The sequence below is a fragment of the Ensifer sp. R1-3 genome (genome assembly GCF_056739175.1).
Map to the genome: position 1 here is coordinate 1,286,240 of NZ_CP096515.1, position 25,493 is coordinate 1,311,732.

Genomic DNA, 25,493 nt, shown 5'->3' on the forward strand with positions numbered 1-25,493 from the left:
GACGCTTATGCGAGGTTCAAGCAACGCATTGTGGCGAAAATGCAACGGTGTTGCATCTCAGTCAAGCGCTACGCGAGCTGCGGTACACCGAGACCCCGAGTTCGCGGATCTTCTTGCGCAGCGTATTGCGGTTGAGACCCAGGAGGTCGGCCGCCTTGATCTGGTTGCCGCGGGTCGCCGTCAGAGCCGCGAGAATCAGAGGATATTCCATTTCCGCAAGGACGCGGTCGTAAAGGCCGGAGGGCGGTAAGGCATCGCCAAAGCTCGCGAAATACTGCCGCATGTTTTCCTCGACCGCCTGCGATATCGACAGCGAGCCCGAGCGCGCCGCGGCCTTCTCGATCGGGCTGTCCGGGATCTCCGAACGCAGTTCGTTCTCGATGATTTCGCGGGTAATGACATCCTGTGGATAAAGTGCCGTCAGACGGCGAACGAGGTTCTCGAGCTCGCGCACATTGCCCGGCCAGGGATGCGCCTTCATCAATTCGAGCGCCTCCTGATCGAAGCGCTTGACGTCGAGCCCTTCCTTTTCGGCCTGCTGGACGAAATGGCGGACAAGGTCCGGGATGTCTTCGGCGCGGTCTCTCAGGGGCGGCAGACGCAGGGGCACGACATTCAGGCGATAGTAGAGGTCTTCGCGGAAAAGGCCCTGATTGATCGATTGTTTCAGGTCCTTGTTGGTGGCAGCGACGATGCGGACATCCGAGCGGATCGGCGTGCGTCCGCCGACGGTCGTATACTCGCCCTGCTGCAGCACGCGCAGGAGACGCGTCTGCGCATCCATCGGCATGTCGCCGATTTCGTCGAGGAAGAGCGTCCCCCCTTCGGCCTGCTCGAAGCGCCCGGTGGAGCGCGTCTGGGCGCCGGTGAAAGCCCCCTTTTCATGACCGAACAGTTCCGACTCGATGAGGTCGCGCGGGATCGCCGCCATGTTGATGGCGACGAAGGGGCCATTTCTCCGCTTGCCATAGTCGTGCAGTGCACGGGCAACGAGTTCCTTACCGGTGCCGGACTCGCCGGTGATCATCAGCGTGAGGTCGGTCTGCATCAGCCGCGCAAGCACGCGGTAGATTTCCTGCATGGCGGCGGAACGGCCGACCAGCGGCATCCCGTCCTGCGAATCGTCCTCGAGTTTGGAGGGCCGCCGCTTCGGTTCGGCGAGCGCCCGGCCGATGATGCCGATCAGCTCCGTCAGATCGAACGGCTTCGGCAGATAATCGTAAGCGCCCTTCTCCGAAGCCTTGATGGCCGTCATGAAGGTATTTTGAGCGCTCATCACGAGAACCGGCAGATCCGGCCGTGCCTTCTTGATCCGTGGCAGGAGATCGAAGGCGTTTTCATCCGGCATCACGACATCGGTCACGACCAGGTCGCCGTCGCCGGCGGATATCCAGCGCCAGAGGGTTGCGGCATTGGAGGTGATGCGCACATCGTATCCGGCACGGCTGAGCGCCTGGTTCAGCACGGTGCGAATGGCTGCGTCGTCATCCGCGACGAGGATCGTTGCGCCCGTCATCCATTGGTTCCTTTTGTCATCGGAGTTTCGTCATCGGCCGCCAGCCCCTTGGATGCCGGCATGAGAACGCGGAAAGTCGTGCGGCTATGCTGGCTGTCGCATTCGACGATGCCGCCGTGGCCGCCGATGATCTTGGCCACAAGCGCCAGGCCGAGACCGGACCCGTTCGTCTTGGTGGTGATGAACGGGTCGAAAAGATGCGGCAGCAGATCGGGAGGGACGCCCGGACCGTTGTCATGCACGCAGAATTCCAGAGGCAGCGAGATCTTTTCGCGCGTTCCGGCGACCGAGAGGCGAATGCCCGGCCGATAGGCCGTCGTCAGCAGAATCTCGCCGTCCGCCCTGTCGCCGATCGCCTCGGCCGCATTCTTGATCAGATTCAGGAAGACCTGAACCAACTGGTCGCGGTTCGCGAAAACCGGGGGAAGCGACGGATCGTAATGTTCCGATATCCTGATTCTCCGGGCAAAGCCGGCCTTGGCGATCGCCTTGACGTGGTCGAGCACCGCATGGATGTTGAGCGGCAGGCGGTCGACCGGGCGCTCGTCGGAGAAGACCTCCATCCGGTCTACGAGCGAGACGATGCGGTCCGTTTCGTCGCAGATCAGTCTCGTCAGGGCGCGATCCTCGTCATTGACGGAGGTTTCCAGGAGCTGCGCGGCGCCGCGAATGCCCGAAAGAGGATTCTTGATCTCGTGGGCGAGCATGGAAGCAAGGCCGGTAACGGACCGCGCTGCGGCACGGTGGGTGAGCTGGCGGTCGATCTTGTCCGCCATCGACCGTTCCTGAAAGACGACCACCACCGATCCGGGTTGCGACAGTACCGGGGCCACATAGAGATCGACGAGCTTGTCGGCTCCGAGGCGCGGAGAGCTGAGGTCCACCCGGTACTCGTTGACCGCCGCCCGACGCTCGCGAACCTGCTCGATCAGCGTCAGGAGCGGGCTGCCGAACGGAATGAAAGCGCTGATATCGTGGCGCGCAAGATGGTTGGCGCTGGCCCCGAAGAAGGATTCGGCCTCCCAGTTCGCAAAGGCGACGAAGCCGTTCTCATCCACCAGGATGACCGGATTCTGGATCGCGTTCAGCACGGCCATGGAAAGATCGTTGGCACCTTCCACCGGTGCCGTTGCCTTCTCGGTCATGCCGCAATCTCCTCCCTCGCCGCCGCCCCGCCGGAGCGAACAATGGCGGCTACCACGCTGTCGCGTACGAAACCCTTATCGGTCGATGTCAGAATCGCGGCTTTCTCCGAAGCGGGAAGCTCGGGCGCGAAACGATCGAGATACCAGCCCGCATGTTTGCGGGCGGTCCGCAGCCCGACCTCCACGCCGTAGAATTCGAGCATCATCTCGTAATGCTCCGCAAATATGCGGGCGACGCCCGACGCATCCGGGTGAGCAGCAGCGCCGGCGAGAACGCCAGCATGCCACGGCCGCCCCTGGCACGATCGACCGACCATGACGGCGTCCGCACCCGACCGGCGCAGGATCTCGTGCGCATCCGCAACCGAATCCACATCGCCATTGGCAATCAGCGGGATGGAGACCACCTCGCGGACGGCCCGGATCGCATCCCAATCGGCTTTGCCGTTGTAGAATTGCATGCGTGTTCGTCCGTGAATGGTGATCGCCTTCACGCCTGCCTCCTCGGCCCTTCGGGCAATCAGCGGCGCATTGATCGAATTCTCATCCCAGCCGAGGCGCATCTTGAGCGTTACCGGGACCGTGGCTGCTTTGACCGTCGCTTCGATCAGCGAAAGCGCATGATCCGGATCGCGCATCAGCGCAGATCCGGAATAGCCGCCGGTGACCTTCTTCGCGGGACAGCCCATGTTGATGTCGATGATATCGGCGCCATTGGCCTCGACGATCCTCGCCGCCTCGGCCATCCAGTGCGCTTCACGCCCGGCGAGTTGCACGATGTGCGGATCGATGCCGGAATTCTTCAGCCGCGCCCAGGATTCGGCGGCGTTACCGACCAGTTCGCGGCTCGCCACCATCTCGGTCACGACGAACCCCGCGCCGAAACGCCAGGCAAGCATGCGAAAGGGAAGATCCGTCACGCCGGACATCGGCGCGAGCGCTACGCGATTGCGGATTTCGACATTCCCGATCAGAAGCGAGGGTGAAAAAGCCGTCGAGGGCAAATGCATATCTTTCAGGCACATGAAAATCTTGCACTATTTTTAGACATTGTTCTTCTGCTTGCCAAGCCCTTTCGACGCGCGGGACAAAATTCCTCGCATGGCTGGCCATGGCAGGACCTTCGCGGTACATCACGGCGAATATTGGCGAATGCGGGACCACATACAGAAGATGCAAGGCGAAGAACAGTTCTCCTGCGGCGTCGTGATCGTTGCGGCCGGCCGCGGCGAGCGCGCCGGCCAGTCGGCCGAGGGACCGAAGCAATACCGCACGATCGGTGATCGGCCCGTTATCGCCCATACGCTTGACATTTTCGCGACATGGCCCGGAGCGGGACCCGTCGTCGTCGTGATCCACCCCGATGACGAAGAGCTGTTCGCGGCGGCCCGCAAGCGGATGGCCGGGACCTTCGAGCTGACGGTGGTTCACGGCGGAGCGACGCGCCAGCTTTCGGTGCTCGCCGGGCTGGAAGCGGTCGCCGCTACCGGCGTGGAATACGTGATGATCCACGACGCGGTGCGCCCCTTTTTCGATCACACACTGCTCGATCGCTGCGGTGCGGCGCTTCGTGACGGCGCCCAGGCCCTCCTGCCGGCAATTGCGGTCGCCGACACGCTGAAGCGTACGAAGGCGGCCGGCCTCGTCGCCGAGACCGTTCCGCGAACCGATCTCTACGCCGCGCAGACGCCGCAGTGCTTCCGCCTCGAGCCGATCCTCTCCGCTCACCGGCGAGCGGCGGCAAGCGGCAGGTCCGACTTTACGGACGACGCCTCTATCGCCGAATGGGCCGGCATCCCCGTCCTTCTGGTGGAAGGAGCCGTGGACAATTTCAAGTTGACACTCCGGAGGGACCTGTCGATGGCAGACGAGAAACTGACCCGCATGGCCATTCCCGATGTGCGCACCGGCAACGGCTATGACGTGCATCAACTCGTGGACGGCGACGGTGTCACCCTCTGTGGTGTCTTCATCCCCCACGACCGCAAACTCTCCGGCCATTCCGACGCGGACGTAGCCCTGCACGCCTTGACCGACGCCCTGCTCGCCACTTGCGGTGCCGGCGACATCGGCGACCACTTCCCGCCATCCGACCCGCAGTGGAAGGGCGCGCCTTCGCGCATCTTTCTCGAACACGCTGCGCGGATCGTCCGCGAGCGCGGCGGCACTATTACCAATGCCGACATATCGCTGATTGCCGAGGCGCCCAAGGTCGGGCCGCATCGTCAGCAGATGCGCGAGAACCTTGCAGCGATACTCGGTATTTCGCTCGACCGCTGTTCGATCAAGGCGACGACCAACGAGAAACTCGGCTTTGTCGGGCGGAACGAAGGAATTGCGGCGATCGCCACCGCGACCGTCGTCTATACATCACGGAGCAAGCCCGATGTGGACGACCGATACTGAAGAGAAAGCGCGGGCCATAATCCAGGATTTCACCTCCCGCGGACTTAAACTGGCGACCGCGGAGTCCTGCACCGGCGGCCTGATCGCCGGCGCCTTGACGGAAATCGCAGGCTCGTCCTCCGTCGTCGACCGCGGCTTCGTCACCTATTCCAACGAAGCGAAGGTCGAGATGCTCGGCGTGAACCCCGCAACGCTTGCCGCACATGGCGCCGTCTCGCGTGAGACGGCAATGGAGATGGCCCGCGGCGCGGTTTTGCACTCAGCCGCCGATATGGCCGTGGCCGTCACGGGCATAGCCGGGCCGGGCGGCGGCTCCGCCGAGAAGCCCGTCGGCCTGGTCCATCTCGCCGCTGCCGCTCGCGACGGCGCGATGATTTACCGGGAAATGCGCTACGGCGACATCGGCCGGGCTGCGGTGCGGCTTGCCACCGTGCACACGGCGCTCGATCTGGTCGCAGAGCTGGCTCACGACCCGTAGATCACATCCGCCCGCTTTTCGAATGCCTCGGAGAACATGCGGAAGGCGCGATCGAACATCGAGCCCATGAGCGCGCCCAGAAGGCGGCTCTTGAATTCATAGTCTATGCAGAAGTGTACGATCGACTGGCTTTCGTCCACGGGCTCGAAACGCCAGACATTGTCGAGGTACTTGAACGGACCCTCGATATAGTTGACGTCGATGATCCGCTCTTCCCGTTTGAGAAGCACCTGGGTTGTGAATGTTTCCCGGATCGCCTTGTAGCCGACCGTCATGTCGGCAAGCAGCAGCACCTTGCCGTCGCGCTCCTTGCGCGAGCGTACGCTCAGCGCTTCGCAAAGGGGCAGGAACTCCGGATAACGCTCGACATCGGCAACGAGAGCGAACATCTGCTCGGCCGAGTGCTTGACGACGTGGTTGGTTTCGAAATGCGGCATGAATTTGAGTTAAGGCCCCAGCGCCGGAAGATCAAGGAGGCGGCGCATTTGTGCCCGGCTTGTTGCGGCAGACTGCTCATGCGAACGATATTCGACCTTGATGCTATATGTTCGCATGGCGCCCTATGCTGGCAAAGGAATTCGCCTTTCGTAACTCACCGCGTTTCCTCTATTCTGCGCGAGCTTCCTTTCGCACGAGATATTATGGACGAAGAGCAACAACTCGAAATTCTGTCGCCGGTCACCGATCTTGGCTTTGTCCGAATCCTCTTGGCCGACCTGCATGACGAGCTGCCTTCAAAGGTTGCTCGGTTCCGCCAATTGGCGGACCTCTCGACGTCCCTCGGCGCAAACGGCACGATGTTCACCGGAGGCGAGACGACATATCTTGCTTGGACAGAAGCCAGATCGAGCTTCGTTCATGGAAACTACATCGCGACCGTGATGTTATGCCAAGGGCTTGCAGAACATCTTTTGGCATCATACCTGGAACTCGGAATTGACGGGGAACAACTGCCGCCAAGGGTCAAATTTCCTATTACCCTCGAACGATGCTTGAGCCGGGGGATCATCGTCGACGCCGACGTCAAAGATCTTCAACGTCTCATGAAATTGCGCAACCCACTGTCGCATTATAGGAATATTGATGATCCCTCGAACTTGACGCACCGAGCCCTCGAAAATCAATCGCCAGCCGCCGACCACGTTAGGGGTGACGCAAGCTTTGCCTTGTCGGTAGCGGTCCGATTGCTTTCGCTGCCGGCATTCAGGGTCGATAAATGAGCGCCTCATGCGCGTCCTGCTCAAGTGATTGGTGCGCCGCACTTGTTGAATTTGGCAGCATGTCGCGAATGCCCCTCATCCGCCTGCCGGCACCTTCTCCCCATTATGATGGGGAGAAGGGACTCGCCGAGCCGTCCCGATCCTCATCGGGTAAACGAGTGCGGGGTGTTGCCACGGGGTCCCTTCGCCCCGCCTGCGGGGAGAAGGTGGCCGGCAGGCCGGATGAGGGGCGGAAGCAGGCGGACTACTCCGCCGCAGCCAGCTTCCTTTCGCGCGCCGCCTTCAGCCTTGCGAAGTCGTCGCCGGCATGGTGGGACGAGCGGGTCAGCGGGCTTGAGGAAACCATCAGGAAGCCCTTGGTGTAGGCGACCGTCTCGTAGGACTTGAATTCTTCCGGAGTGACGAATTTCTCGACCTTGTGATGCTTGCGGCTCGGCTGCAGATATTGGCCGATCGTCAGGAAATCGACATCGGCGGTACGCAGGTCGTCCATCAGCTGCAGCACTTCGTTGCGCTCCTCGCCGAGGCCGACCATGATGCCCGACTTGGTGAACATGGTGGGGTCGAGTTCCTTCACGCGCTGCAGTAGCCGGATCGAATGGAAATAGCGCGCGCCCGGCCGGACCGTCAGGTAGTTGGACGGAACCGTTTCGAGATTGTGGTTGAAAACGTCCGGCTTGGCGGCCACGACACGCTCCAGCGCGCCGGGCTTGCGGAGGAAATCGGGCGTCAGGATTTCGATCGTGGTTTCCGGCGAGGCTTCCCGGATCGCGAAGATGACCTTCTCGAAATGCTCGGCGCCGCCGTCGTCGAGGTCGTCGCGGTCGACTGAGGTGATGACGACATGGCTCAGGCCCATCTGCTTCACCGCCTTGGCGACATTTGCGGGCTCGTCCAGATCGAGGGCATTGGGCTTGCCGGTCGCGACGTTGCAGAAGGCACAGGCACGCGTGCAGATCTCGCCCATGATCATGAACGTCGCGTGCTTCTTGTCCCAGCACTCGCCGATGTTCGGGCATCCGGCTTCCTCGCAGACCGTCACGAGCTTGTGGCTCTTCACGATCGAGCGGGTCTCCTGGTATCCCTTCGAGGTCGGTGCCTTCACACGGATCCAGTCCGGCTTGCGCAGGACCTCGGTGTCGGGCCGGTGGGCCTTTTCCGGGTGGCGAACACGCTGCGCCCGATCCGAGACGGCGTCGAAAACCGTTACCATGTGTCTTCCTTCATAGTGACGGGCAAGCGGCAGCAAGGCCGCCCGCACCTTGTCGCCTTATATAAACAGCCGGACATGAAAAGTCAGGCCACCATTTGCATGGCAGCCTGACGGCAAACGAATGGTGAATGGCCCTACCCTCGAACGGCGCGGCCCGCCGCGATCAACAGGCATGCGCCGATGAATCCGATGATGAGATAGGCGATCCAGCCGGTGTAGGCCATGCCCAGGGCCGCGAGAATGAAATTCAATACCACGGCGCCGATAATGCCAAGGATGATGTTCGCGAACAGCCCCATCTGGCTGTTCATGAATTTTTCCGCCAACCAGCCGGCAAGCCCGCCGATGATGATCGCCGCCAGGATACCTACGCCATTCAAGCTCATGAGAACCTCCCCGCATTGTAGATGCCATGCAATCAATGCGTGAAAAAGCCGAAAGTTCCGGACGGCCGCGCGTCATCAGGCGTTCAATACTCTGCCGTAGGCATCGAGCACGCTTTCCTTCATCATCTCCGAAAGGGTCGGGTGCGGGAACACCGTGTGCATCAGTTCCTCTTCGGTCGTCTCCAGGTTCATGGCGACGACGAAGCCCTGGATGAGTTCCGTCACTTCGGCCCCTACCATGTGCGCGCCGATCAGTTCGCCGGTCTTCTTGTCGAAGATGGTCTTGATCAGGCCCTGGTCTTCGCCGAGCGCGATCGCCTTGCCGTTTGCGCCGAAGCTGTATCGGCCGACGCGGATGTCGCGGCCGAGTTCCTTGGCCTTCGCTTCCGTGAGGCCCACGGAGGCGACCTGCGGGTCGCAATAGGTGCAGCCCGGGATCTTGCCCTTGTCGAGCGCGTGCACGCCGGGAACCCCGGCAATCTTCTCGACGCAGATGACGCCCTCATGCTCGGCCTTGTGCGCCAGCATCGGCGGGCCGGCGACGTCGCCGATCGCATAGATGCCCGCGACATTGGTCTTTCCGTAGCCATCGGTGACGATGCAGCCGCGGTCGGTCTTCACGCCGAGAGCCTCGAGGCCGAGGTTCTCGATGTTGCCCTGAACGCCGACGGCGGAGATCAGACGGTCCGCCTTGATCGGCGTGACCTTGCCGTCCTTCGTCTCCACATGCGCCGTGACGTCGTTCGCGCCCTTCTCGACCTTCGTCACCTTGGCATCGGTGATGATCTTCAGGCCGCGCTTTTCGAGCTGCTTACGGGCGAAGGCGGAAATTTCCGCATCCTCGACCGGCATGATCTGCGGCAGCAGTTCGACGACGGTCACGTCGACGCCCATCGAGCGGTAGAAGCTCGCGAATTCGATGCCGATCGCGCCGGAGCCCATGACGAGCAGCGACTTCGGGAATTCCTCCGGCTTCATCGCCTCGAAATAGGTCCAGATCAGCTTGCCGTCCGGCTCGATGCCGGGGAGCGCGCGCGGGCGCGCGCCGGTTGCGACGATGATGTGTTTGGCCGTATAGGTACCCTCTCCCTTGACGCCCTTCGGAACCGGGTTCTGCGGCTGGACGGCTGGCTTGGACGGCGCGCCGACGACGATCTCGCCGGGTTTGGTGAGCTTCGCCTCACCCCAGATCACGTCCACCTTGTTCTTCTTCATCAGGAAGGCGACGCCGCCGTTCAGCCGCGCGGAGACGCCGCGCGAGCGGGCAACGACATCCTTGACGTTGGCGGTGATCTTGCCTTCGAGGGTCAGGCCGTAGTTCTTGGCATGGTTGGCATGGTCGAGAATTTCGGCGGAGCGCAGCAGCGCCTTGGTCGGAATGCAGCCCCAGTTGAGGCAGATCCCGCCCAGATGCTCCCGCTCGACGATCGCCGTCTTCAAACCCAGCTGCGCCGAACGAATGGCGGTCACGTATCCGCCCGGACCCGAACCGACAACGATAACGTCGTAATTCTCAGCCATGTTTTTCCTACCTTTGGTCAAGCGGCGTTGCGGGTGAAAAGCACCCAGTCGTGTTTTCTGCTGTCTTCGAAAAGCGGCACGGCCTCGGCGCGCGCCACCTCCTCGAAGCCGTTCAGCCTGTAAAGCGCCTGCGCTGTTTCATTGTGGCTTTCGGTGATCAGGCTCACCGGCGCCTGTCCAGCGCGGGAAAACTCGTTCTCGAGCAGAGCGCGGCCTATGCCTTTACCGCGGTAATGGCGGTAAACGCCGAGGCTATCGATGAACCAGTGACCGACCACCTGCTTCTGCAGGAAAAGCAAGGGCGCAAGCACGGGATGTTTCGGCTGGATCTCGAGGATCGATGCATCGATGCCGTAGGAAACCGACACGCCGACGATCTCGTCTCCGATTTCGGCCACCACCGCATCGCGCCACGTACCGGGCCCGGCATCCCGACGCAGCACGTTGCGGCCATGCTCGAAGGCGGTTTCCGCGGATTTGCTCAGAACGCCGCCGTACCAGAGCCAGGAGGCAAAGCCGTGTGAGGCGATGTCGATCAGGATCGCAAGTTCCGCTGCCTCGCTTCGCTTAGCAGGCCTGAGGGTCGCGCCAGCCGTCATCGTCAAAGCCCGAGCATCATCCGCACGACAGGCTCCAATCCTCTGCCGACTGCCCGGGTGTTCTCCGCGTCGAGGTGGACACCGTCGATCGGCGTCGTCCTGGCCACCGATCCGCCGTCGAAGAAGCCGCAGTCGAGCTCGTCGGCGAGATCGCGATAAAGCGGCGCCAGCATTGCGGATTGCTCGACCCCGCCCGCGAACATGGCGGCAAAAGCGCTGTTGGCCGTCTCGCAGAGCGGCGGCGGCGAGACGATGAGAATCTCGGGCTCCTCCTCCGTTTCCGTCGGCCAGTCGTGCCTGCGCACCAGATTGACGAGGCGCTCGATGCCCTTCACCGCGCCGAAAGCGGTGCCGTGAATGATCGGTTTCATGTCGTTCGAGCCGAGCATGAACACGATGAGATCGAGTGGCGCGTGGGTGTGCAGGACCGTCGGGAGGACACGCGCGCCGTTCCGGTCGCAATCGGCGAGATGGTCGTCATAGGCGGTCGTCCGCCCGTTCAGCCCTTCGGCGATGACATGCGCGTCCGAACCGAGCGCCTTCTGCAGCACGCTCGGCCAACGGTCCTCCAGCGCATGCCGGCCGGAACCGGTTGCATCGTATCCCCAGGTCAGACTGTCACCGTAGCAAAGGACTGTCTTCATCTGCCTACTCGCTTTTCATGGGGAAAGGACCGGCTGGGAAGCCGGTCCGGATCGCATCAGACGAGCATACCCATCGGGTTTTCGATGTAGCGCTTGAAGGCGGCGAGCAGTTCGGCGCCGAGCGCGCCATCGACGCAGCGATGGTCGGTCGAAAGCGTGACGGTCATCACATTGGCGATGACCATTTCCTTGTTCCTGACGACGACACGGTCCTCGCCGGCGCCGACCGCGAGGATCGTCGCGTGCGGCGGATTGACGACGGCGGCGAAGTCCTTGACGCCCATCATGCCCATATTGGAGACGGCCGTGGTGCCGCCCTGATATTCTTCCGGCTTCAGCTTGCGCTCCTTCGCGCGCTTGCCGAGATCCTTCATCTCGTTGGAGATCGCCGAGAGGCTCTTCAACTCCGCCTGGCGGACGATGGGCGTGATCAGGCCGCCGGGGATGGAGACGGCCACGCCGACGTCCGCGTGCTTGTGCTTGACCATGTTCTGATCGGTCCAGGACACATTCGCATCCGGAACGTCGCGCAGCGCCAGAGCAAGCGCCTTGATCACCATGTCGTTCACGGAAAGCTTGTAGACCGGCTTACCATCCTTTTCAGGTGCTGCGGCATTCAGCTGGGCGCGCAGCGCCATAAGCGCGTCGAGCTCGCAATCGACCGAAACATAGAAATGCGGGATCGTCTGCTTCGATTCGACGAGGCGCTTGGCGATCGTCTTGCGCATGCCGTCATGCGGCACGAGTTCGTAGGAGCCTGGCTCGAAGAGCTTGAGGACGGCGTCCTCCGACATGCCCTTACCGAGCGTCGCCGAGGCCGGAGCTGCTGCCGGCGCGGCGGCGGGTTTGGCGGCGCCACCGGAAACGGCTGTCTCGACGTCCTTCTTGACGACGCGGCCATGCGGTCCGGAACCGGCGATCGCCGAAAGGTCGATGCCTGCCTCCTTCGCGAGGCGGCGTGCCAGCGGCGACGAAAAGATGCGCTTGCCTTCGCCATCGGCGGGCGCAGGAGAAACCGGAGCAGCAGCTTGCGGTGCCGGCGCTGCGGCGGGTGCCGGCGCTGCGGCGGGTGCCGGAGCCGCGGCCGGTGCCGTTTCGGCCGTTTCCTTCGGCCTCGGTGCCGGGGCTGCTCCCGCTGCACCGTTGCCGCCCTTGGCGGCAGTCGCGACGTCTTCGCCCTCGGCGGCGAGAACCGCGATCAGCGCATTGACCTTGACGCCTTCAGTGCCGGCGGGAACGACGATCTTGGCGACCGTGCCCTCATCGACGGCTTCCACTTCCATGGTCGCCTTGTCGGTCTCGATCTCGGCGATCACATCGCCGGACTTGACCTTGTCGCCTTCCTTGACCAGCCACTTGGCCAGATTGCCTTCTTCCATGGTCGGAGAGAGGGCCGGCATGGTGATGTTGATTGGCATCGAACGACCCCCTTATTTGTAGCAGACGGCTTTCACCGCATCGACGACTTCCGCGACATTCGGCAGAGCAAGCTTTTCAAGGTTGGCCGCGTAAGGCATCGGCACGTCCTTGCCGGCGATCGTCAGGATCGGCGCATCGAGATAGTCGAAGGCCTGCTGCATGACGCGGGTGGCGATCTCGGTGCCGACGGAGGACTGAGGATATCCTTCCTCGACGGTGACGAGGCGGCCGGTCTTCTTGACGGACTCGATGACGGTCGGCAGGTCCATCGGCCGGATCGTGCGAAGGTCGATGATCTCGACGTCGATACCCTGCGCCTCGAGTTCCGCCGCGGCCTTGATCGCATAGGTCATGCCGATGCCGAAGGAGACGAGCGTCGCGTCCTTGCCGGTACGATGGATGCGTGCCTTGCCGATCGGCAGCACGAAATCGTCGAGCTTCGGCACTTCGAAGGACTGGCCGTAAAGGATCTCGTTTTCGAGGAAGATCACCGGGTTCGGATCGCGGATGGCGGCCTTGAGCAGCCCCTTCGCGTCCGCCGCCGTATAGGGCATGACGACCTTCAGGCCCGGAATGTGGCTGTACCAGGCGGCATAGCACTGGGAGTGCTGCGCGGCGACGCGGGCTGCAGCACCGCTCGGACCGCGGAAGACGATCGGCGCGCCCATCTGGCCGCCGGACATATAGAGCGTCTTAGCGGCCGAGTTGATGATCTGGTCGATCGCCTGCATGGCGAAGTTGAACGTCATGAACTCGACGATCGGGCGCAGACCCGTCATCGCCGCGCCGACGCCGACGCCGGCAAAGCCATGTTCCGTGATCGGCGTGTCGACCACGCGGCGCGCACCGAATTCCTGCAACAGGCCCTGCGTGACCTTGTAGGCGCCCTGGTATTCGGCGACCTCTTCGCCCATGACGAAGACGTCCTCATTGGCGCGCATCTCTTCGGCCATCGCGTCGCGAAGCGCTTCGCGGACGGTCATCGTCGCCATTTCGGTTCCGGCCGGAATTGCCGGGTCGGAAGGAACGTCCGCCTTGGGCTGCGCCGCGACGGGCGCCGCGGAAGCAGCCGGCGCTTCAGCCGCGGCCGGCTTAGGCGTTTCCGCTTTCGGGGCTTCGGTTTTCATGGAATCGATGTCGCTTGCGGCTTCGCCATCCTGCAACAGGACGGCGATCGGCGTGTTCACCTTCACACCCTCGGTGCCGGCTGCGATCAGCAGCTTGCCGATCGTGCCTTCGTCTACCGCTTCCACTTCCATCGTGGCCTTGTCGGTTTCGATTTCCGCGATGACATCGCCGGAGGACACCTTGTCCCCCTCGTTCTTCAGCCACTTGGAGAGCGTGCCTTCCTCCATGGTCGGGGAAAGGGCAGGCATAAGGATTTCTACAGGCATGTTTGTCCCTCCCCGGATCAAAGCAGGATATCGGTATAGAGCTCGGAGACATCCGGCTCCGGATCAGACTGGGCGAAATCGGCACTGTCCGCAACGATGTCGCGAACCTCCTTGTCAATCTGCTTCAGTTCGTCCTCGGTGGCCCAGCCTTTATCCGTCAGGCGGGCCTTCACCTGCTCGATCGGATCATGCTCCGAACGCATCTTCTGCACTTCATCCTTCGAGCGATACTTCGCCGGATCGGACATGGAATGGCCGCGATAGCGGTAGGTCAGCATTTCGAGGATGATCGGGCCCTTGCCGGAACGGCAATGTTCGACCGCCTCGTCGGCTGCGGCCTTGACGGCGCGGACATCCATGCCGTCGACCTGATAGCCGGGAATGCCGAAGGAAGCGCCGCGCTGGGAGAAATCGGTCTGCGCCGATGCCCGCGACACGGAGGTACCCATGGCATAACGGTTGTTCTCGACGATGTAGATCACCGGCAGTTTCCAGAGAGCGGCCATGTTGAAGCTCTCATAGACCTGACCCTGGTTGGCGGCACCGTCGCCGAAATAGGCGAGGCTTACATTGTCGTTGCCGCGGTATCTGTTGGCGAAAGCGAGGCCGGTCCCGAGCGAGACCTGTGCACCGACGATGCCGTGCCCGCCATAGAAATGCTTTTCCTTGGAGAACATGTGCATAGAGCCGCCCTTCCCCTTGGAAAGACCGCCACGGCGCCCGGTGAGCTCCGCCATCACGCCGCGCGCACTCATGCCGCAGGCGAGCATATGGCCATGGTCGCGATAGCCGGTGATGACCTGGTCGCCCTCTTTCAGCGCCAGCTGCATCCCGACGACGACGGCTTCCTGACCGATATAGAGGTGACAGAAACCACCGATGAATCCCATGCCGTAGAGCTGGCCGGCCTTTTCCTCGAAACGCCGGATCAACAGCATTTCCCGGTAGGCCTTGAGATCGTCTTCCTTGGAGAATTCGGCGATCGTGCCGCCGGCAAAATCTTTCTTGGCCGGCTTGGCAGCGGTCTTGCGGCTGGAAACGGACGCGGATTTTCGCGGAGCCATTCGTTCCTCCCAATGGTTAGCCTTTGGCGGCTACCATAGGGAAAGAAAAGCGCGGCAGCAATGCCATATTTGCATGGCTATTATTCGCGCCAACCATTTGAACTTTCAGGTCTTTTTTGACTTAACCTATTTTCAGTTAATTCGCAGAGTGGTGGAAAATAACGATCTCGTCGCTGCGCGACATGTTGAGCGCGAGGCGAGCCTTCTCATCCAGCATGTCTCTCTCCAGCGAACCGTCGCTCATCAGCTCGACTTCCTTTTCCAGGATTTTTCGCGTCTGAGTGAGCTCGTCCAGCCGTGCCTGCCGCTCGGCAATCTGGCGGTCAAACTCCTTCGTCGCCTCCAGACCATAGCCGCCATGGATCGAATGATAGCCGAAATAGGAAAGGAAGGCGACCGCCAGCAACGGCACCACCAATCGCCCCAGTCTTCGCTTCTTGTGATGCCGTGTCCACATCGCTCATGCCCTGAATTGAGTTGGAGCGGGCTGCAGGAGAAACTGCAAACCATAATCCCGCGCCCGCTCCAATACGCAGTACGAATATGAAGACTAGCGTCGATTGATTAACCGACGGTTGACCATGAATAATTTGCGAATGGAGAGGGAATTCGGAGGACGGAGCGCCGTCGGCCGGCCATCGGCCATGAAATCGCGGCGGCCCCTCATCCGCCTGCCGGCACCTTCTCCCCGCAAGCGGGGCGAAGGGACTCGTAGCGCCGCCGCTTGTCCCTTCTCCCCGTCAGAACGCTACGGCATGCACATATCTCTTGTTGTCCAGCCCTTCGCGGACTTACTCCGGAGTGGCGGCATCTGTATTTCCAGCAGTGGCGAGGCTTGCGGATGGGTCTTGGGATCAAACCCGTATGCGCTAACATTGGCATTAGCGGTCACCCGCCCCTCATCCGCCTGCCGGCACCTTCTCCCCGCAGGCGGGGAGAAGGGACAAGCGGCGCCGACTGAACCCCGCATTCACCGTCCGCCCGAGGGAGCGAACGGGCGCGGCATATCCCTTCTCCCCGCCTGCGGGGAGAAGGTGGCGGCAGCCGGTTGAGGGGCAACCGAGACCGAGCGGGGTTGAGCCGGTTGGGTTCCCGAGGGATCCCCTTCATCAGCAGTATCCGCCGCCCCGGCGCGCAAGAGATATGTGCATGCCGTAGCGTCAGAACGGGGAGAAGGTCGCGGCAGGCGGATGAGAGGCGGAAAACTACCCCCGCCCCGCCTTCAATCATCCACGCAGGACCGAGCGTCCGGCATATTGCGCCTGCGGGCCGAGCTGTTCCTCGATACGGATCAACTGGTTGTACTTGGCGAGCCGGTCGGAACGTGCGAGCGAGCCGGTCTTGATCTGACCGCAATTGGTGGCGACCGCGAGGTCGGCAATCGTCGAATCCTCGGTCTCGCCGGAGCGGTGCGACATGACGGCGGTATAACGCGCCTTGTGCGCGGTCTCGACCGCATCGAGCGTTTCCGAAAGCGATCCGATCTGGTTGACCTTGACGAGGATGGAGTTCGCGACGCCCATCTTGATGCCGTCGCGCAGGCGCGCAGAATTGGTGACGAACAGGTCGTCGCCGACAAGCTGGCACTTGTTGCCGACGAGGTCGGTCAGGGATTTCCAGCCGTCCCAATCGTCTTCAGCCATGCCGTCCTCGATCGAGATGATCGGATATTTGCCGGCGAGCTCGGCGAGATACTCGGCCATGGCACCCGGCTCCAGCGTACGGCCCTCCCCCTCGAGCACGTATTTGCCGTCCTTGAAGAATTCGGTCGAAGCGCAGTCGAGGGCGACATACATGTCCTCGCCCGGTTTGTAGCCGGCCTTCTCGATCGACTTCATGATGAAGTCGAGGGCTGCAGGCGCAGAGGCGAGGCCCGGCGCAAAGCCGCCTTCGTCGCCGACATTGGTGTTGTGGCCATCCGCGGCGAGCTGCTTCTTCAGCGTGTGGAAGACTTCCGAACCCATGCGGACGGCGTCCTTGAGGGTCTCGGCGCCGACCGGCATGATCATGAATTCCTGGAAGTCGATCGGATTGTCGGCGTGAGCGCCGCCATTGATGATGTTCATCATCGGAACGGGCAGGAGATGCGCGTTCGGGCCGCCGACATAGCGGTAGAGCGGCAGGCCGGAGGCTTCCGCAGCGGCCTTCGCGACGGCCAGCGAAACACCGAGAATGGCGTTGGCGCCGAGGCGCGACTTGTTCGGCGTGCCGTCGAGCTCGATCATGGTACGGTCGATCTGGATCTGGTTTTCAGCGTCGAGGCCGCCGATCGCCTCGAATATCTCGCCGTTCACCGCATCGACGGCGCGTTCTACGCCCTTGCCGAGATAACGCGTGCCTCCATCGCGCAGCTCAACCGCTTCATGCGCACCGGTCGAGGCGCCCGAGGGAACCGCCGCGCGACCGAAACTGCCATCCTCGAGATGGACATCGACCTCGACGGTCGGGTTGCCGCGGCTGTCGAGGATCTCTCGGCCGATGATGTCGATGATTGCAGTCATGATCTCTTCCCTTGTGGACGATGATGATGGTCGGCCTGTCTTAATTCACGGCCTTGAAATTACAATGGCGCCGGGATCGCAAAATCCGGACCGCCGGGCCGCTTCATGAAAAATTCACGAAGCGCGGCACCGGCTCACGCTTTCGAAACCGCGTCAAAGGCGAGCAGTTTCTCAAGCAGCCGCGGCATGTCCTTCAGCGGCACCATGTTCGGACCGTCGGAGGGAGCATTGTCGGGATCCTCATGGGTCTCGACAAAGACACCGGCGACACCGACGGCCACGGCCGCCCTCGCCAATGTCTCGACGAACTCACGCTGGCCGCCGCTCGAACCGCCGTGCCCGCCCGGCTGCTGCACGGAATGGGTCGCATCGAAGACCACCGGAGCGCCGAGTGCCGCCATGATAGGCAGCGAGCGCATGTCGGAGACCAGCGTATTATAGCCGAAGGAAGCGCCGCGCTCGCAGAGAAGCACGTTCGGGTTGCCGCTCTCGGTGAACTTGGCAAGGACGTTCTTCATGTCCCAGGGGGCGAGGAACTGGCCCTTCTTGACGTTGATCGTCCGCCCCGTCTTGGCGGCGGCGACGAGCAGATCCGTCTGCCGTGACAGAAAGGCCGGGATCTGCAGGATGTCGACGGTCTCGGCCACGGCAGCGCATTGCTCTTCCGTATGGATATCCGTCAGCACCGGAAAACCGAACTCCCGCTTGAGGTCGGCGAAGACCTCCATCGCCTTGTCGAGCCCGATGCCGCGCTTGCCGGAGAGCGAGGTACGGTTCGCCTTGTCGAAAGAAGATTTATAGACGAGTCCGAGCCCGAGCGATCTGCAGAGCTCGACGAGCTCCCCCGCAATCATGAAGGCGTGTTCGCGGCTCTCCATCTGGCAGGGTCCGGCGATCAGCGTCAGCCGTTCCTTCTGCGAGAACACCACCTGGCCGGCACCTTCGCCGACGACGACCCTTGAATTGGTTTCCATCATCATCCTCCAAAGGCGAAGACTACACCCTGACCCGGCGCTTCCGGAACAATGAGGCGTCCGCCCATTTCTGCGAATTCGATATCGTTCTGCGCGAACAGCGCCCGCGTGGCCTCCAGATCGCTCACGCGGAAGACCACGGCGCGACCCCGCAAGCCGCGCTCTGCACCCTCGATCGAGCGACCGAAGAATGCCTCCACGCCGGCCGGGGTCAGGACGTTGATTTTGGCACTGCCTGCCTGGATGTCCATGCCGAAGGAATGGGCCGAGACCTCGCGCTCGTCCACGGCTTCCTGCAGAAGATACTGGAAATCCGTCGGGTTCTGCTCCGAAAGCACGACCTCGGCAATGCCGAGCACGCCGTTTCCATGGCGGTGAAGCGAGCTGCTGTCGACCGGCAGCGCACGCAGGCGCTGGCAGGCAAAAAGGAAAAAGTCCGGCGAACGCAGGTCCGCGGCAAAGGAAAGCCGGAAGGAACCGAGCCCTTCGCGCCCGTCGGGCAGCCGCAAAGGCCGTGAGAATTCGAGCATTTCGCCGCCGGAGATGCCGCGCGAGCGGAAACGGATGTGATCTTCGGCAGCGTCCGGCGTCCCGAGCACGACGGCCGACAGGCCCTCCGCCCCCTGGCGAAAACGAAACGCCTGGTCACGCGCCACGAAGGCGTTGCCTTCAAGCGCGGCTGCCTCGCATTCCTCCCGCGAAGCGACCGCGAGCGGCTCCAGATAGGTGTCGTCCGAGAAGAAGACGCAGGCATTTGCTGTGCCGAAGGGGTGGCGCGCCTCATCGGCAACCGTGAAGCCGAGCGCCGCCAGGCGCTGCCTCGTCCGCGCGAGATCGGCCACCGGCAGCACGAGATGATCGAGCGGGCGGGCGGTTCGCTTGGATTGGCTCATGGCGGATTCCCTGATGACCGGTTTGCCGCTGTTTGCAACTTTTGACCGCCGATTGCAAGCGCGGCGGCGGGGCGCCCGGTACCGTGACCGGAAATGCGAACGGCCGCCTCTTGCAGGCGGCCGCAGAAGTCATTGCCTATTCGGTGATCCGGCTACACAAGCCGGGACTGTTCGAGCGCCGCCTCGATGAAGCTCGAAAAGAGCGGGTGCGGATCGAGCGGGCGCGACTTCAGTTCCGGATGGTACTGAACGCCGATGAACCAGGGATGGTCGGGATACTCGATCGTCTCCGGCAGAACGCCGTCCGGGGACATGCCGGAGAAAACCAGGCCACAGGATTCCAGTCGGCTCTTGTAATCGACATTGACCTCGTAGCGGTGGCGGTGACGCTCGGAAATATCGGGCGACCCATAGATCCCGGCGATCTTGGTGTCGGGCTTCAACGCTGCGCGATAGGCGCCGAGGCGCATGGTGCCGCCGAGATCGCCCGCGGCGGACCGCTTCTCGAGTTCATTGCCCTTCACCCACTCGGTCATCAGGCCGACGACCGGCTCCTTGGTCGGGCCGAATTCCGTCGAAGACGCCTTTTCGATACCGGCGAGATTGCGCGCCGCTTCGACGACCGCCATCTGCATGCCGAAGCAGATGCCGAAATAGGGCACCTTGCGCTCGCGGGCAAAGCGCGCCGCATTGATCTTGCCTTCCGAGCCGCGTTCGCCGAATCCGCCCGGAACGAGAATGCCGTGGACCTTTTCCAGATAGGGCGCCGGGTCCTCCTTTTCGAAGACCTCCGACTCGATCCACTCGAGCTTGACCTTGACGCGATTGGCGATGCCGCCATGGTAGAGCGCCTCGATCAGCGACTTATAGGCATCCTTCAGGCCGGTATATTTGCCGACGATCGCGATCGTCACTTCGCCTTCAGGCGTGCGGATCCGGTGCGCCACATCTTCCCAGGCTTCCATGCGCGGCTTCGGCGCCGGCTCGATGCCGAAGGCGGCAAGCACTTCGTTGTCGAGCCCTTCCTTGTGATAGGCGATCGGCACGTCATAGATCGAAGCGACGTCGAGCGCCTGGATGACCGCGGACTGGCGGACATTGCAGAAGAGCGACAGCTTGCGGCGTTCCGCTTCCGGGATTTCCCGGTCGGCGCGCACGAGCAGGATGTCCGGATGAATGCCGAGCGCCTGCAGTTCTTTGACGGAATGCTGGGTCGGCTTGGTCTTCAGCTCGCCCGCGGCCGGAATGTAGGGCATCAGCGTCAAATGGACATAGACGGCGGTGCCGCGCGGCAGATCGTTGCCGAGCTGGCGGATCGCCTCCATGAAGGGCATCGCCTCGATATCGCCGACCGTGCCGCCGATTTCGCAGATGACGAAATCGTAGTCCTCATTGCCTTCGGTGACGAAGTTCTTGATTTCATTTGTGACGTGCGGGATCACCTGGACCGTCGCGCCGAGATAGTCGCCACGCCGCTCCTTGTCGATGATGTTCTTGTAGATCCGGCCCGTGGTGATGTTGTCGGTCTTGGTCGCCGAGCGCCCCGTGAAACGCTCGTAGTGCCCGAGATCGAGGTCCGTTTCCGCGCCGTCGTCGGTGACGAACACCTCGCCGTGCTGGGTGGGGCTCATGGTGCCCGGATCGACGTTCAGGTAGGGATCGAGCTTGCGCAGCCTCACACGGTAGCCACGCGCCTGCAGCAACGCTCCAAGAGCGGCCGCAGCGATGCCTTTTCCGAGGGAGGAGACCACGCCGCCAGTGATGAATACATATCGCGCCATGGGAGTCACCGGATACCTTTTCACAAACGATTCCGCCACCGAAAAATTCGTCTTTCAGAATTTTCCGTGCGGAATGGCAGATTTCACACAAAACAAAACCGGCGGATGAAGGCATCCGCCGGCAGATCTTCTGATTTGCGGCCTTACTGACCGCTCGGAACTTGCGATCCCGTATTGCCATTGGCACCATCAGCCGGGGCTGCGGGGGCCGGAGCGGCAGGTGCGGCACCTGCCGGGGCCTGAGGCGCGGCAGTGCCACCTGCCGGTGCGGCGTTGTTGGCGCCGTTGCCATTGGCCGGAGCCTCGGTGTTTCCGCCGGCCGGTGCGGTCTGACCGCCACCGAGCGAATCGAGTACGCCGCCGCTCGAGCTCGTTCCCGGGATTCGGTCGAGAATGTCGGTCGCCTGCGGCTCGTAGCGCGACAGGATGCCCATCGCCAGCGCCAGGGCGAAGAAAAGGAAGGCCAGAACCGCGGTCGTTCGGGTCAGCGCATTGGCCGTGCCACGCGCGGACATGAAGCCCGAGCCGCCGCCGATCCCGAGACCGCCGCCTTCGGAACGCTGAATGAGAACGACGCCGATCAGGGCGACGACCACCATGAGATAGATGACGAGTAGTACGGTCTGCATCAGCTTCCAGTCCTGCCCTCTGCGGGGCATGCGAATCGAACGACGCCGGCCTCACCGTGGGGCCGCGTCAAATTTGGCGCCTCTTTATACCAAGCCGCCAGCTATTCCAAGTCCCGCGGCAATCAGGCAGTCAATTCTTCATAGGCCCTGTAGATGGCGAGGAAATCATCGGCTTTCAAGCTCGCGCCGCCGATCAGGGCGCCGTCGACATTGGCAACGCCCATGAGTTCCTTCGCATTCGAGGGCTTGACGGAACCTCCATAGAGGATGCGCATCTTGCCGCCTTCCGCGCCGAAGCGCGAGACGAGCTCGCGGCGCATGAAGGCGTGCGCCTCCTCGACGTCGGACACGGTGGGCGTCAGGCCGGTGCCGATCGCCCACACGGGTTCGTAGGCGATCACCGTATTTTCGGCCGTCGCCTGATCCGGCAGGCTCTCGGCGAGTTGGCGCTTCAGAATATCGAGCGTCCGGCCGGCCTTGCGCTCCTCTTCCGTCTCACCGACGCAAACGATCGCGACGAGATCCGCGCCATGCGCGGCCTCCGTCTTGGCACGCACCAGTGCGTCGCCTTCGCCATGATCGGTGCGCCGTTCGGAATGGCCGACGATCACATGCGTGCCGAAGCAATCGGCGACCATTTCAGCCGAGACTTCGCCGGTATGGGCTCCCGACTGTTTCTGGTGGCAGTCCTGCGCCCCGATCATCAAAGGGCTGTCGTCGCAAAGCGCGGTCGCAACGTAAAGCAATGTGGCGGGCGGGCAGATCAGGGCGTCAACCCTCGCGGAAAGGTCGCCTTTGACGCCCTCGGCCATTGCCTTGATCTGGTCCAGAGACGCACGTGTTCCATTCATCTTCCAGTTGCCGGCGACGAGCGGGCGGATATCGGGCGTCATGGGATCTCCTCCAGATCAGGTCTCTTCGTCTCGGCAAGCGGCGTAGCAAATCGCTCGCGTAAAAAAAAGCACCCAGGCGGATTATTCCGGCGCCGGCGGTACAAGCTCTGCGGAATACGTCGCCCCATAACGCTTTGCCGGCTGTCCGGCCCCAATGGCGAATCGACCGGGCGAAAGCGAATAAAAACGAGGCCGCGGGCGTCTAATGCGGAGACGCTCTACCATCACGTAGACGTACGCGCCGGGCGTCGGAGTCTGCCATGCTGCGCAACAGCGACAACGGGTTCGGAACGGTGACGATCGCCCTTCACTGGACGATCGCGGTTCTGATCCTCGGGCTCATCCTCGCCGGCTTCGTCATGCGGCGCATCGAGATCGACCCGGCTCTGCAGTTCTCCCTTTACCAGTGGCACAAGTCGTTCGGATTCACCGCTTTGGGACTGGCTGCGTTTCGGATGCTCTGGTGGCTCGTGGAAACCAGCCCGGCAGCTTCTCCTACCCTTGGCCCGATGGAGCACATGGCCGCACGGGCCACGCATCTGTCGCTCATCGCGCTCGCACTCCTCGTGCCGCTGTCCGGCTGGGCGGTCGTGTCCGTCTCGACGCTGGCGATCCCGAGCTTCTATTTCAACTTGATCATCATTCCGCATCTGCCGCTCCCGAAATCCGGGACTTCGGAAGCGTTCTGGGCCCTCGCCCATGCAATGCTCACCTATGTGACGCTTGGCCTGGTCGCGATCCACGCGGCGGCAGCATTCTATCACCATCTCGTGCGTCGCGACTTGGTGCTCATCCGCATGCTTCGCTCCGGGTCAATGCCGCGCACCGGCAGCACCGTCAAGACTTCCGGAAAGGACGAGACCATTGTCGAGAGGAAACGAACATGACCAGCCCAGGCAAGCAGTCCATGGCGGTGGCCCTGCCGCTCGCGCTTCTCGCCCTTGCCCTCGCAGGGACGCCGGTTGCGGGGGCGAAAGCGCCGGCACTTGCGAACGCCGCCGGGAACTACCGCATCGCGAGTTCCTCGAGGATCCAGTTCAGCGTGGGACAAGTGGGTGGCAGCGGCGGCATTGCCGGCAGCTTCACTAAATTCTCGGGCATGTTCCGGATCGATGGCGACGACGTCGGGCGATCCTCCGTGGAGTTCACGCTTTTTCCGGAGAGCGTAAGGTCCACCGAGCGCCGGATCGAGGACTTCCTGCGCTCCAGCGCAGTGTTCGATGCAGCCAACCACAGGACCGTGACCTTCCGCTCTACCGGCGTCAGCCAGACCGGCCCGGATACCGCAACGATCGAGGGCGTTCTCACCGCGCGGGGCAAGAGCCGCAAGGAGCGCTTCGACGTGAGGCTCACCGATTGGAACAGGCGCTCGATTTCCTTCACGATCCGCGGCAGCATCCGCCGCTCGCCCTACGGCATGACCGTCGGGACGCCCATTTACTCCAACGTCGTGGAGTTCGACATGAACATAAGGGGGCAGAAGCGTTAGGTTTGCCCGGGCGCCAGAGCCGTGCGCCGCCAGAAGTCCGAGACCATTGCCGGATCGCGCAGCGCCTCCAGCCTTTTCCAGGCGGGAAATGATGCTTCGAAGATGGCTGGGCTCATGCGGAAGTCCTGGCACGGATTGACCGCACCGCCGGCCACGACGGCAATCTCGTCGAGAGCGTCGAGCAGCTTGACGGTGGCCTCGCCTTGATTGGCAAAGTCCATGGTCAGGGCGAAGCCCGGCCTCGAAAAGGAGAGAAGCCCTGGGGAGGCTATGCCACCGAAACGGTGCAGCTTCGTCCGTACGGACCCATGACCGGCACGGCGGGCTGTTTCGAGCAACCGCGCCGTGGTCTCCGGCGCGGTCGCAACGGGATAGACGCTTTGATGCTGGCAGAGGCCACGCCGCCCGTAGAGCCTGCGCCACCCGCCGATCGCGTCGAGAGGGTGAAAGTAGGAAGTCCACGTCTGCGTCGACACGGTCTCACCACGGTCGTGCTTGCGAAAGCGGTATTCGTTCAGCATTTTCAGCGTCACGCTGTTGAACAGACTGAAGGGCGGCGAAAAAGGCACGGCGAGCCTCGGCCCCTTCGGGATATCAGGATATTCGCAAGCGCCGTCGGCGTGATCCGCGGCGAACAGGACGCCCCTCCCCATGCGCCGTCCCGTCGCGAGCTGGTCGAGCCAGGCTACGGCATACTCGTGCTCCTCTTCGGCCCGTTCGGCCAGCGTGAAATATCGATCGAGACTATCGAAGCGAAGCACGTGCCGCTGGACATGCGGCGACGGCACCTTCATCAACCGAAGCTCGACGTCGAGGATCAGCCCGGTCAGTCCCAGGCCGCCGATCGTCGCAGCGAAGAGTTCCGCATTCTCCTCGGGCGAGCAGACCAGGCGTTGGCCCGTCGAGCGCAGCAAGGTCAGGCGCCGGACGTGATTGCCGAAGGAGCCGCGCGCATGGTGATTGCCGCCGTGGATGTCGTTGGCGACGGCGCCGCCGACGGTGACGAGGCCCGTCGCCGGCGTCACGGGAAGAAAGAAGCGATGCGGAACGGCGCGCGCCAGCAGGTCGGCAAGGATAGTGCCGGCCTCGCAGCGAATGGTCCCGCTCCCCGGATCGAAAGACAGGATGCGGTTATGCTTCCTGCTTTCGATAAGCGTCCCGAATTGGTTGCGGCAAACATCGCCGTGGCTCAGGCCATTGCCGACGGGAAGAAACGCCATGGCGGCCACCGAGCTTATGCCGTCCTCGTAGTCATCGGGTGAAACGGTCGGTCGAGACCGGTTTCCAAACCGACCCGCTTCCTCGAAATCGTCCATTCTCATTACCGC

Annotated in this window: 25 protein-coding genes; 5 read left to right on the forward strand and 20 right to left on the reverse strand. The window is 62.7% G+C overall.

What is annotated here, in order from left to right; translation table 11 throughout:
* Positions 1-61 precede the first annotated feature (61 nt).
* From ntrC to dusB, 3 genes are read right to left on the reverse strand one after another with little or no spacing between them, the layout of a single operon-like run.
* Entirely contained in the window at positions 62-1,516 is a 1,455-nt protein-coding gene (ntrC, locus tag M1D43_RS06165) for a nitrogen regulation protein NR(I) (RefSeq protein ID WP_028011136.1), read from the reverse strand.
* Positions 1,513-2,661, reverse strand: a complete 1,149-nt coding sequence (locus M1D43_RS06170) for a two-component system sensor histidine kinase NtrB (protein ID WP_153314840.1) — start codon at positions 2,659-2,661, stop codon at positions 1,513-1,515. Before M1D43_RS06170 ends, ntrC begins: the two co-directional genes overlap by 4 nt.
* Positions 2,658-3,686 (reverse strand): tRNA dihydrouridine synthase DusB, encoded by a 1,029-nt coding sequence (gene dusB, locus M1D43_RS06175; protein ID WP_027990019.1) that lies wholly within the window; start codon positions 3,684-3,686, stop codon positions 2,658-2,660. Before dusB ends, M1D43_RS06170 begins: the two co-directional genes overlap by 4 nt.
* A gap of 148 nt (positions 3,687-3,834) precedes the next feature.
* Between dusB and M1D43_RS06180 the strand changes: the two genes are divergently transcribed.
* Positions 3,835-5,067: a bifunctional 2-C-methyl-D-erythritol 4-phosphate cytidylyltransferase/2-C-methyl-D-erythritol 2,4-cyclodiphosphate synthase gene (locus M1D43_RS06180; protein ID WP_498814196.1), complete on the forward strand. Its 1,233-nt coding sequence runs from the start codon at positions 3,835-3,837 to the stop codon at positions 5,065-5,067.
* On the forward strand, positions 5,048-5,545 hold the full coding sequence (locus M1D43_RS06185) for a CinA family protein (protein ID WP_153314844.1): 498 nt from the start codon (positions 5,048-5,050) through the stop codon (positions 5,543-5,545). The genes M1D43_RS06180 and M1D43_RS06185 overlap by 20 nt, the downstream gene beginning before the upstream one ends.
* Here M1D43_RS06185 and M1D43_RS06190 read toward each other — a convergent pair.
* Positions 5,533-5,982 (reverse strand): type II toxin-antitoxin system RatA family toxin, encoded by a 450-nt coding sequence (locus tag M1D43_RS06190; RefSeq protein ID WP_015241148.1) that lies wholly within the window; start codon positions 5,980-5,982, stop codon positions 5,533-5,535. The two genes, M1D43_RS06185 and M1D43_RS06190, sit on opposite strands and share 13 nt — an antisense overlap.
* Before the next feature lie 204 nt (positions 5,983-6,186).
* Between M1D43_RS06190 and M1D43_RS06195 the strand changes: the two genes are divergently transcribed.
* Positions 6,187-6,765 (forward strand): hypothetical protein, encoded by a 579-nt coding sequence (locus tag M1D43_RS06195; RefSeq protein WP_003535456.1) that lies wholly within the window; start codon positions 6,187-6,189, stop codon positions 6,763-6,765.
* Positions 6,766-7,009: 244 nt separating this feature from the next.
* On the opposite strand, the gene lipA is transcribed toward M1D43_RS06195, so the two are convergent.
* The 15 genes from lipA to tpiA all read right to left on the reverse strand — a co-directional run bounded on the left by lipA (position 7,010) and on the right by tpiA (position 22,676).
* The gene (lipA, locus tag M1D43_RS06200; protein ID WP_003535457.1) at positions 7,010-7,978 is read right to left on the reverse strand and encodes a lipoyl synthase; all 969 of its coding nucleotides are present in this window, start codon (positions 7,976-7,978) and stop codon (positions 7,010-7,012) included.
* 134 nt (positions 7,979-8,112) lie between these two features.
* Complete coding sequence (locus M1D43_RS06205; RefSeq protein WP_003535458.1) at positions 8,113-8,364, reverse strand: GlsB/YeaQ/YmgE family stress response membrane protein; 252 nt, start codon at positions 8,362-8,364, stop codon at positions 8,113-8,115.
* 75 nt (positions 8,365-8,439) lie between these two features.
* Positions 8,440-9,885, reverse strand: a complete 1,446-nt coding sequence (lpdA, locus tag M1D43_RS06210) for a dihydrolipoyl dehydrogenase (RefSeq protein WP_010969230.1) — start codon at positions 9,883-9,885, stop codon at positions 8,440-8,442.
* A gap of 17 nt (positions 9,886-9,902) precedes the next feature.
* Entirely contained in the window at positions 9,903-10,484 is a 582-nt protein-coding gene (locus M1D43_RS06215) for a GNAT family N-acetyltransferase (RefSeq protein WP_014526695.1), read from the reverse strand.
* A 2-nt stretch (positions 10,485-10,486) separates the two neighbouring features.
* On the reverse strand, positions 10,487-11,128 hold the full coding sequence (locus M1D43_RS06220; protein WP_014529674.1) for an SGNH/GDSL hydrolase family protein: 642 nt from the start codon (positions 11,126-11,128) through the stop codon (positions 10,487-10,489).
* 56 nt (positions 11,129-11,184) lie between these two features.
* Positions 11,185-12,546: a pyruvate dehydrogenase complex dihydrolipoamide acetyltransferase gene (locus M1D43_RS06225; protein WP_153314846.1), complete on the reverse strand. Its 1,362-nt coding sequence runs from the start codon at positions 12,544-12,546 to the stop codon at positions 11,185-11,187.
* A gap of 12 nt (positions 12,547-12,558) precedes the next feature.
* Complete coding sequence (locus tag M1D43_RS06230) at positions 12,559-13,941, reverse strand: pyruvate dehydrogenase complex E1 component subunit beta (RefSeq protein ID WP_010969227.1); 1,383 nt, start codon at positions 13,939-13,941, stop codon at positions 12,559-12,561.
* 17 nt (positions 13,942-13,958) lie between these two features.
* A complete protein-coding gene (pdhA, locus tag M1D43_RS06235) occupies positions 13,959-15,005 on the reverse strand; it encodes a pyruvate dehydrogenase (acetyl-transferring) E1 component subunit alpha (RefSeq protein WP_003535472.1) in 1,047 nt (348 codons plus the stop codon).
* 136 nt (positions 15,006-15,141) lie between these two features.
* On the reverse strand, positions 15,142-15,462 hold the full coding sequence (locus tag M1D43_RS06240) for an FtsB family cell division protein (protein WP_028011128.1): 321 nt from the start codon (positions 15,460-15,462) through the stop codon (positions 15,142-15,144).
* Between the two features lie 769 nt (positions 15,463-16,231).
* The gene (eno, locus tag M1D43_RS06245; protein WP_010969226.1) at positions 16,232-17,506 is read right to left on the reverse strand and encodes a phosphopyruvate hydratase; all 1,275 of its coding nucleotides are present in this window, start codon (positions 17,504-17,506) and stop codon (positions 16,232-16,234) included.
* Positions 17,507-17,640: 134 nt separating this feature from the next.
* The gene (gene kdsA, locus M1D43_RS06250; RefSeq protein ID WP_192923503.1) at positions 17,641-18,483 is read right to left on the reverse strand and encodes a 3-deoxy-8-phosphooctulonate synthase; all 843 of its coding nucleotides are present in this window, start codon (positions 18,481-18,483) and stop codon (positions 17,641-17,643) included.
* Positions 18,483-19,373: a VOC family protein gene (locus M1D43_RS06255; protein WP_003534734.1), complete on the reverse strand. Its 891-nt coding sequence runs from the start codon at positions 19,371-19,373 to the stop codon at positions 18,483-18,485. Before M1D43_RS06255 ends, kdsA begins: the two co-directional genes overlap by 1 nt.
* 152 nt (positions 19,374-19,525) lie before the next feature.
* A complete protein-coding gene (gene pyrG, locus M1D43_RS06260) occupies positions 19,526-21,163 on the reverse strand; it encodes a CTP synthase (RefSeq protein WP_162098018.1) in 1,638 nt (545 codons plus the stop codon).
* A 134-nt stretch (positions 21,164-21,297) separates the two neighbouring features.
* Positions 21,298-21,783: a preprotein translocase subunit SecG gene (secG, locus tag M1D43_RS06265; protein ID WP_127638840.1), complete on the reverse strand. Its 486-nt coding sequence runs from the start codon at positions 21,781-21,783 to the stop codon at positions 21,298-21,300.
* Positions 21,784-21,905: 122 nt separating this feature from the next.
* Positions 21,906-22,676, reverse strand: a complete 771-nt coding sequence (gene tpiA, locus M1D43_RS06270) for a triose-phosphate isomerase (RefSeq protein WP_127638839.1) — start codon at positions 22,674-22,676, stop codon at positions 21,906-21,908.
* A 260-nt stretch (positions 22,677-22,936) separates the two neighbouring features.
* Between tpiA and M1D43_RS06275 the strand changes: the two genes are divergently transcribed.
* The gene (locus tag M1D43_RS06275; protein ID WP_015241143.1) at positions 22,937-23,563 is read left to right on the forward strand and encodes a cytochrome b; all 627 of its coding nucleotides are present in this window, start codon (positions 22,937-22,939) and stop codon (positions 23,561-23,563) included.
* Positions 23,560-24,165 carry a YceI family protein gene (locus tag M1D43_RS06280; protein ID WP_153315191.1) on the forward strand — a complete coding sequence of 202 codons (606 nt, stop codon included), beginning with the start codon at positions 23,560-23,562 and terminating at the stop codon, positions 24,163-24,165. Before M1D43_RS06275 ends, M1D43_RS06280 begins: the two co-directional genes overlap by 4 nt.
* On the opposite strand, the gene M1D43_RS06285 is transcribed toward M1D43_RS06280, so the two are convergent.
* The gene (locus tag M1D43_RS06285; protein ID WP_153315193.1) at positions 24,162-25,487 is read right to left on the reverse strand and encodes an FAD-binding oxidoreductase; all 1,326 of its coding nucleotides are present in this window, start codon (positions 25,485-25,487) and stop codon (positions 24,162-24,164) included. The genes M1D43_RS06280 and M1D43_RS06285 overlap by 4 nt on opposite strands.
* Positions 25,488-25,493 lie beyond the last annotated feature (6 nt).

Coding starts and splice junctions, on each gene's coding strand:
- ntrC (WP_028011136.1), bottom strand. CDS start 1,516: ATGACGGGCGCAACGATCCTCGTCGCGGATGACGACGCAGCCATTCGC.
- M1D43_RS06170 (WP_153314840.1), bottom strand. CDS start 2,661: ATGACCGAGAAGGCAACGGCACCGGTGGAAGGTGCCAACGATCTTTCC.
- dusB (WP_027990019.1), bottom strand. CDS start 3,686: ATGTGCCTGAAAGATATGCATTTGCCCTCGACGGCTTTTTCACCCTCG.
- M1D43_RS06180 (WP_498814196.1), top strand. CDS start 3,835: ATGCAAGGCGAAGAACAGTTCTCCTGCGGCGTCGTGATCGTTGCGGCC.
- M1D43_RS06185 (WP_153314844.1), top strand. CDS start 5,048: ATGTGGACGACCGATACTGAAGAGAAAGCGCGGGCCATAATCCAGGAT.
- M1D43_RS06190 (WP_015241148.1), bottom strand. CDS start 5,982: ATGCCGCATTTCGAAACCAACCACGTCGTCAAGCACTCGGCCGAGCAG.
- M1D43_RS06195 (WP_003535456.1), top strand. CDS start 6,187: ATGGACGAAGAGCAACAACTCGAAATTCTGTCGCCGGTCACCGATCTT.
- lipA (WP_003535457.1), bottom strand. CDS start 7,978: ATGGTAACGGTTTTCGACGCCGTCTCGGATCGGGCGCAGCGTGTTCGC.
- M1D43_RS06205 (WP_003535458.1), bottom strand. CDS start 8,364: ATGAGCTTGAATGGCGTAGGTATCCTGGCGGCGATCATCATCGGCGGG.
- lpdA (WP_010969230.1), bottom strand. CDS start 9,885: ATGGCTGAGAATTACGACGTTATCGTTGTCGGTTCGGGTCCGGGCGGA.
- M1D43_RS06215 (WP_014526695.1), bottom strand. CDS start 10,484: ATGACGGCTGGCGCGACCCTCAGGCCTGCTAAGCGAAGCGAGGCAGCG.
- M1D43_RS06220 (WP_014529674.1), bottom strand. CDS start 11,128: ATGAAGACAGTCCTTTGCTACGGTGACAGTCTGACCTGGGGATACGAT.
- M1D43_RS06225 (WP_153314846.1), bottom strand. CDS start 12,546: ATGCCAATCAACATCACCATGCCGGCCCTCTCTCCGACCATGGAAGAA.
- M1D43_RS06230 (WP_010969227.1), bottom strand. CDS start 13,941: ATGCCTGTAGAAATCCTTATGCCTGCCCTTTCCCCGACCATGGAGGAA.
- pdhA (WP_003535472.1), bottom strand. CDS start 15,005: ATGGCTCCGCGAAAATCCGCGTCCGTTTCCAGCCGCAAGACCGCTGCC.
- M1D43_RS06240 (WP_028011128.1), bottom strand. CDS start 15,462: ATGTGGACACGGCATCACAAGAAGCGAAGACTGGGGCGATTGGTGGTG.
- eno (WP_010969226.1), bottom strand. CDS start 17,506: ATGACTGCAATCATCGACATCATCGGCCGAGAGATCCTCGACAGCCGC.
- kdsA (WP_192923503.1), bottom strand. CDS start 18,483: ATGATGGAAACCAATTCAAGGGTCGTCGTCGGCGAAGGTGCCGGCCAG.
- M1D43_RS06255 (WP_003534734.1), bottom strand. CDS start 19,373: ATGAGCCAATCCAAGCGAACCGCCCGCCCGCTCGATCATCTCGTGCTG.
- secG (WP_127638840.1), bottom strand. CDS start 21,783: ATGCAGACCGTACTACTCGTCATCTATCTCATGGTGGTCGTCGCCCTG.
- tpiA (WP_127638839.1), bottom strand. CDS start 22,676: ATGACGCCCGATATCCGCCCGCTCGTCGCCGGCAACTGGAAGATGAAT.
- M1D43_RS06275 (WP_015241143.1), top strand. CDS start 22,937: ATGCTGCGCAACAGCGACAACGGGTTCGGAACGGTGACGATCGCCCTT.
- M1D43_RS06280 (WP_153315191.1), top strand. CDS start 23,560: ATGACCAGCCCAGGCAAGCAGTCCATGGCGGTGGCCCTGCCGCTCGCG.
- M1D43_RS06285 (WP_153315193.1), bottom strand. CDS start 25,487: ATGAGAATGGACGATTTCGAGGAAGCGGGTCGGTTTGGAAACCGGTCT.